Source organism: Chroococcidiopsis sp. CCALA 051 (genome assembly GCF_003015105.1).
GTDB lineage: Bacteria > Cyanobacteriota > Cyanobacteriia > Cyanobacteriales > Chroococcidiopsidaceae > Chroococcidiopsis > Chroococcidiopsis thermalis.
In genome coordinates this window covers 33,936-40,807 of sequence record NZ_PYCI01000053.1, presented here as the reverse complement: position 1 = coordinate 40,807, position 6,872 = coordinate 33,936, and the positions used below count along the sequence as shown (strand labels likewise).

Sequence of the window (6,872 nt, the reverse complement as noted above, 5' to 3'; positions counted from 1 at the left end):
TACCTAAAGAGTCAACAATATCGCTGCCTAAGCAAGTTTCATTCTCGCCGAGCGATCGCTCGTTTGCCTGTGGGAATTTCTTCAAGATAAATTGGCGAATCTGCTGTCTTATATTTTGATTTTTTTTGACAATCATTTTTACTCACTTCTTCCATAAGTATTTTTTTTAAATGTATTCTTTATTTCGTACCAATATTTGGTTTCATGCCATAAACCACGCAATTCTTTTAAGTTACTCGGAATTAAACTAAAATTTAATAAAATAAGTTCTGAGTATAAATTATCAATTTGAGCTAGTTTTAAGCTAGAAGACCTGTAAAGTTTGGGAAAACTAAACGGTAAATCGTAACTGAATGGTAATTTGAACGGCGCGATGAGCCGCGAATCTACCACAACTAAAGGAATACGACTGTGCCTGATTATTTCAGAACGGATTGCGCCGCTGTACTGCGAAAATATTTGAATATTGCTGATGTATTGAATGTAGCAGTGTGAAAGAAATGCTTGTTTCACTATAGTATATATGACGTAGCAATAATTTTTGCCATTGTCAATTAATAAATGATAGCAGTTAGAATAACTGCTATGGTCTTGAAATAATTTTAAATCTTGTTTTGAGAACTGCTCTGCTATTTGAGGTTTTTCTTGAGATAGGTGAACTATCTCGATCGCACTCCTATTTCTCCCGCCAACTGGTAGTAATACACGTAGCTTTGAATCTAATCTTTTAAAACCCAGCTTTTGCAGGATTTCGATCGCTCTAGGGGCTGGACTGAGATCTGTCAGCGTACAATCTTTTAACCTCAAAACGGGTAGAAGTAAAGATAGACTGCGATCCCTATATTGCGGTTTGACTATCCAACTATGAATGTTACAAAAATTCTCAACGCGATCGGCGATCGCTCTACGACTAAAAATTAATCCTAAAAAACCAACAACTTCTTTGCCATCAAACAATCCATAACCGCAATAATCTTCCGCCTGCCAATTATAATCAAAAACGTTTCTCCAATTAACTTGAGCATTTAAATCTAAAAGTAAAGGAAAAACCTCTTCATACATCGAACGATCTACTTTTTGGAGTGAAACCATATTGTTTCTCAACTGAAATTAGCCTACATTAGTAGACCATTGGTATTGCAGCAGGCAAGTCGCCCAACTGCGAGGAGGTGACTTACCCGAGCCATAAATATCGTAAGCTTCTACATCAAAACATGTGGCATATTCAATACAGTCAAGCAGAATTTCACCTCTGAGTAACTCCAGTTCAATGCGACATCGCCCAGGTGTCAGATACATTGGTTCTGTAATGCAAGTCACCGTACCTTCAGCAGGAAGAAGCTCGGGAACTCCTCCTACGACATTACTATCTAGTGAAAAGATGGCATATTCGTTGTTGCAGTCATAAATAGTGACTAAGAATCGCGGTGAATAAATTGGTTTTTCACTACGGTAGCCGATGGTGAGTTTTAGGCGGCTAATCGAACAAATGATTTTACTCCCATCGCCATCTTCAATATTAATAAAAGTTAATTTTGCGCTGCCATCTCCAGAGCGATCCTGTCGCTGTTCCAATATAGTTGAATTGAGTTGTGTTAGCAATCGCAAAGATAATAGATATTGCTCGATGACCTCACCTGAATCTCCTTGAGCCGCCATACTTCCGGCTTTGAGTAAGCAAGCTTTAGCACACAAAGCTTGAACCATTTGCATATTATGACTGACAAATAAAACCGTTCGACCTTCTTGAGTCGCAACATTTTCCATTTTACCCAAACACTTCTTTTGAAATGCTATATCTCCTACTGCTAAGACTTCATCGATAATTAAAATCTCTGGTTCTAGGTGAGCGGCAACGGCAAACGCTAGTCTGACGTACATGCCGGAAGAATAGCGCTTTACGGGCGTATCTAAAAATTTTTCGACCTCCGCAAAAGCAACAATTTCATCAAATTTACTTTTAATTTCAACTTTACTCATTCCCAGAATTGCGCCGTTGAGATAAATATTTTCTCTTCCTGTGAGTTCTGGATGGAAGCCCGTTCCTACTTCTAAAAGGCTGGCAACTCGACCTTTAATTCGGATTTTACCTTTAGTTGGTTCGGTAATGCGGCTTAAAATTTTTAGTAATGTTGATTTTCCGGCTCCGTTTCCGCCGATAATACCAACGCACTCGCCCTGCTTAACTTCAAATGAAACATCCTTGAGCGCCCAAAATTCTTCGCGAGTTGGTTTAAATTTGTGCGTGCGTTTGGGAGTTAATATTTTCTGGGTCAAAAACTTAGTTTTTTGAGTAATTTTTTCTCGCAAATTAGTATATCCACCTGCTTGCTGCGCTAGCAGATATTTTTTTCCCAACTGCTCGACACGAATAACGGTTTGTGACACGATCTATTCCTACAATTTAAATCACGTCTGCGAAGGTGCGCTCCGTGCGTCGAAAATACCAAATACTGCTAGTCAGTAAGAGTAAAACTAACCCTACGCTCAGAATTAATCCTGGTAGGTAAAGTTGAGCTTCTCCCCCTAAAATTGCCCAACGGAACCCATCAATAACCCCTACCATCGGATTTAGAGAATATAGCAATCGCCACTGTTCGGGAACGATGCTGCTACTAAAACCTACGGGCGAGATGTATTGACCGACTTGAACGAGAAACGGCACGACATGGCGAAAATCTCGATATTCGACTGTTAAGGCTGCTAACCACAGACCAGCACCTATTGCCGTAGCAAAGGCGATCGCAGTAAATAAAGGTAGTGTGAGAATTCGCCAATCAGGTACGAAATTGTACCATGCCATTAAAGCTAGTAATATCATACCAGAAATTAAAAAATCTACAAAGCAGACCACAACTGCACTTACGGGAACGATTAAGCGAGGAAAATAAATCTTAGAAATAATTTGAGAGTTAGTAATTAAGCTATTGCTACACTCGGTCAGGGCATTCGCAAAAAATTGCCAGGGTAGCATTGCGGCGAACACCATAATCGGGTAAGGTACGTTTCCTTCTGAGGGCAATTTAGCCAAAACGCTAAAAACTACTGTCAGCACGATCGTAGTGAGAAACGGTCGAATCAGCGCCCAGAGAATACCGATCGCGGTTTGTTTGTACCGAACCAAAATATCTCGCCAAGCGAGGAAATATAATAATTCGCGATAGTCCCAAACATCTCGCCAATACTGACTTTCAGTTTTGCCTGCTTCTAATACGATCTCGCGCGTTTTCATGTTGATGAAGGGTGGAAGTCGGAAATCGAAGGTTACAGAGCGCTAACTATCCTTTGTAGAGACGTTACATGTAACGTCTCTACATTGACAACCGATCCATTACCCATTACCTATGACCATTTCACCTACTAGAGACTACTGTGGTATCGAGATTGTCTTGACTTTGATAATGGAAGGAACTGTAAGGTCGATTTTCGGACGGAACGCTATTGGCAACAACTCCCAGCACTGTCTGACAGGAACATTTGAGAGCCTCTCTTGCCGCAGCTGCATTACTATAATCGACCACCCCTAGCCTAGCGACCAACAAAATTCCATCGGTAATTTTTCCTAGAGTCAGAGCATCTGCCGCTACTACCAAAGGCGGAGCGTCGATGATGACAAAATCGTAACGATCGCTTAATGAACTGACCAATGCAGCCATTCGCTGTGAGTCGATTAGAGCCATTGGGTTAGGTGGCACGACTCCAGCCGTAAGAACGTGTAAGTTGGGCATAACTTGTTCTACTGCTGCCTGAAAATCGGTTCCGCCAACGAGGACGTGGCTCAAACCCTCTACATTCGTTTGCTGCCAAATATGGTGTTGGATCGGAGAGCGGAGGTCGGCATCAATTAATAATACTCTGCGTCCTAGCTGGGCGATCGCGACGGCTAAATTAGCACAAACGGTCGATTTGCCTTCTTTGGGTACTGAACTCGTCACGACGACAGCTTTGAGCGGACGATCTAAATTCAAAAACCGCAAGTTAGCTTGTAACATGCGATAAGCTTCCGCTGTCAACGAGCGAGGACTGTTTCTCACTGCTAGTTCGGGAATTGGACAATCTTCCTGTCGTCCGGGTTTCAATTTGATGAATTTACCAAGTTGAGGAATGCTACCGATTAAGGTATAACCAAACAACTGCTTAACTTCTCTAAGTGTTTTGATTGATGCGTCGCTTAGTTCGAGTAAAGTAATCGTGGCGATCGCCAGTAGTATTGCGGCGATTCCTCCCAAACCGAGAGTCATCACTCTTTTACCCAATAAGGGAGTTTCTGGCACTAATGCTGTTTCAATAATGCTGGCGTTACCAATATTTCTGTTTTGCTCTACCCGTAGTTCTTGCAGTTTTTTCAGCATTAATTCGTAGGTAGCTTGGGCGGCTCTGACTTGTCGCTCTAACTCCCGTTGTTGCTGCTCTAATTGCGGTAAAACTGTCGCTCTTTGCCTGTAGTTCGTTCTAGCTTGAGCTAAAAATTTTAATCTATTAGACAAACTGAGGCGTTCGACTTCCGCTCTTACCAAGTCTTCAGCCAATTTTTGTTGCAACTCGCCTGCTTCTAAATTGCGATTCGATACCTGCTTCGAGTTGCCCAACATTTGTCCTATGCGTCCTTCTAACAACTGTTTGAGGGCATTCCGTTTTTGTTGTAATTTTTGGACTTCGGGGTATGTGTCTTCAAAACGAGTTTGGAGGACAACCAAATCGCCTTCTACCCGTTGTAATTCTGCCAGGGTCTTTTGTATTCCGGGGGACTCTTTGAGAGAATTAATCGGTACGACATCTTGGGAAGTGAGGGCAATTTCTTTTTGCAGTTTTGTCGCTCGACCTTGAGTTTGTACGAGTGCTGCTTCTGCAAGTGTGATTTGGTCTTGTAGTTCCTTCAGCACTTCTACAGCTGAGATAGCTTCATGTTCTAAGCTAACGATTTGGTGTCGTTCCTTAAAACGGCGCAAACTAGCTTCAGCTGCCCGCACCGTGCTTTCTGTCTGCGGCAGTTGCTTGACGATAAAATCTTCTGCAGCTGAGGCTTCGGCACGGTTACTCTGAATGTTGTAATCTACATAGGCGCTCATCAATTTATTGACGACTGCTGCTGCTTCTTGAGGATCTTTACTTTCGTATGCGACTTGCAGCACGTCAGTAGCGGGAATATTTTTCAGTGTCAACTGGCTAATCAGTGCTGTCGGTTTGAGCGGCTTACCTTCCTCATCTTTAAGGGTGAGAGCAGCGATCGTTTTCTGTGCCAGCGGGATCGAACTGACGATTTCCGACTCGGTACTCACCGGATTGCTCTCAGCGCTGAGCGGTTCCAAGCGCGGCTCGTACTTTTCAGGGTTGAGACTAGAAGTCTCGCTGGGCTTTTTGAGCAAGAGCTTGCCTTCTGCTTGGTATAGCGGCGCTTGCAAAAGGGTTACGATTGTTGAGAGTCCTAAGACAAAGCCAAATACCCCTGCTGCTGCCAACCATCGTCGTTTGATGGCTAACTGCAAGTTTTGCAAGTTGATGTCTACGGCTTCTCTAGATTCCACTCTAGATTCCATAAGCTAATGGTAAGTTGCTGCTGATTGAGAGCGAACGTTTCGCGACCGGAGATATTTCTGGCGCAAGTGCTACTGGGAATAGGGCGGGTGGCTAGTTGAACTGTGCCGCGATCGCCACTCGAATGAGGGACTTAATTGTGAACGAGAACGATACTTTCTTGGCAGTATATCACTATAAGCATAAATGAGATCGGCTTTCAGGGTAACAAATACAACTAGGGTAATTCAACCTTTTGCGCTTTTAATCCCGAATCAGCGATCGCCTGTTGGCACTGTTGTCGATTTCGATAGCCTGCAAATAATTTCCGCTTGAGCCTACCGATCGTAGCAATCGCCTCTCCACTGGGCGCGCAGGGTAATATTATTGCATCTTCCCGTTCCGAAAACATCAATAGTAGCTGCCTAATCCGCTCTCCATCAATTCTTTCCCGGGGATGGAGGATCAACGCCGAGCGAGCTTTATACATTAACCAGTCATGCTGCCACTTACCACCTACCGCAATATCCAAAGCAAAAGCTGCTTCCGGTAGGCGATCGAAAAATGCTGGTGAGTTAGTATCGCCGCAAAATAATAGGTGATCCATGCCCAGCGTGTACCAATGCGACTGCTGGAAACGTGGGGTGACAATTGTTGGATTAGCTTTATAAGCAGCAGCTTTATAGGGAGGTTGTTGTATTTCTGGGACGACTGATTTAACTTCTTTATCTATATTTAGGGACGGGTCTTCTTCTGGTTGAGCTGCTGCCGATTTGAGAGAATGTTCGATGGGAGAATTGGGAATTTGCTTCAGCTTTTCTTCAGTAACGGCTTTCAAAACTTCTTTATGCGTGACTTTACTACCCGCATTAGCCTGTTGAATAAATTTGTCGCGGATTGCATCGGGAGTCGAAGGCGAAGCTAAGCGATAGAGCGCGGATGGCTCGATGATCATCTGTGCAAATTTTGCATAAGGAAATGCTTCGTATACATAAATAAAGTTGTATGCCGTGCGCCGACTCCACCCGAATTCAGCTCTCAGCCAAGCATCGAAGTAGCCATGTCCTTTTAGTTCTGCTCTCACCTCAACTAATTTCTTCCCAATGTCCCATATATCTTGAGCTGTACGCTGCAAGCGCTCCTTCAGCTCTTTAGTTCTTTGCTGAACGAGCGAACGGTTTTTCTCACTTAAAACTCTGTAATCGAAACCTGGCTCTAGCTCCATTTGTTTAGATTGTTTAGATTTGCTTGGCTTGCATTTGTCGATCCGAGTTTATGACCTTCGATTAATTTGTTGACGCTTATTTGTGATATTTTTTAGAGATTCTGTTGTAGAAAATGATACAAACCTGATTTGA

General features: G+C 43.1%; 5 protein-coding genes. All 5 read right to left on the bottom strand.

From position 1 onward, the window contains the following. Nucleotides 1-138: 138 nt before the first annotated feature. The gene (locus C7Y66_RS14865; RefSeq protein ID WP_106546193.1) at nucleotides 139-1,092 is read right to left on the bottom strand and encodes a hypothetical protein; all 954 of its coding nucleotides are present in this window, start codon (nucleotides 1,090-1,092) and stop codon (nucleotides 139-141) included. Between the two features lie 18 nt (nucleotides 1,093-1,110). Continuing rightward, on the bottom strand, nucleotides 1,111-2,388 hold the full coding sequence (locus C7Y66_RS14860; protein ID WP_106546192.1) for an ABC transporter ATP-binding protein: 1,278 nt from the start codon (nucleotides 2,386-2,388) through the stop codon (nucleotides 1,111-1,113). Nucleotides 2,389-2,404: 16 nt separating this feature from the next. Continuing rightward, nucleotides 2,405-3,232: an ABC transporter permease gene (locus C7Y66_RS14855; protein WP_106546191.1), complete on the bottom strand. Its 828-nt coding sequence runs from the start codon at nucleotides 3,230-3,232 to the stop codon at nucleotides 2,405-2,407. Nucleotides 3,233-3,353: 121 nt separating this feature from the next. After that, nucleotides 3,354-5,537, bottom strand: a complete 2,184-nt coding sequence (locus C7Y66_RS14850) for a polysaccharide biosynthesis tyrosine autokinase (RefSeq protein WP_106546190.1) — start codon at nucleotides 5,535-5,537, stop codon at nucleotides 3,354-3,356. A gap of 215 nt (nucleotides 5,538-5,752) precedes the next feature. Then, on the bottom strand, nucleotides 5,753-6,739 hold the full coding sequence (locus C7Y66_RS14845; RefSeq protein ID WP_015154405.1) for a DUF3102 domain-containing protein: 987 nt from the start codon (nucleotides 6,737-6,739) through the stop codon (nucleotides 5,753-5,755). Nucleotides 6,740-6,872: the final 133 nt, after the last annotated feature.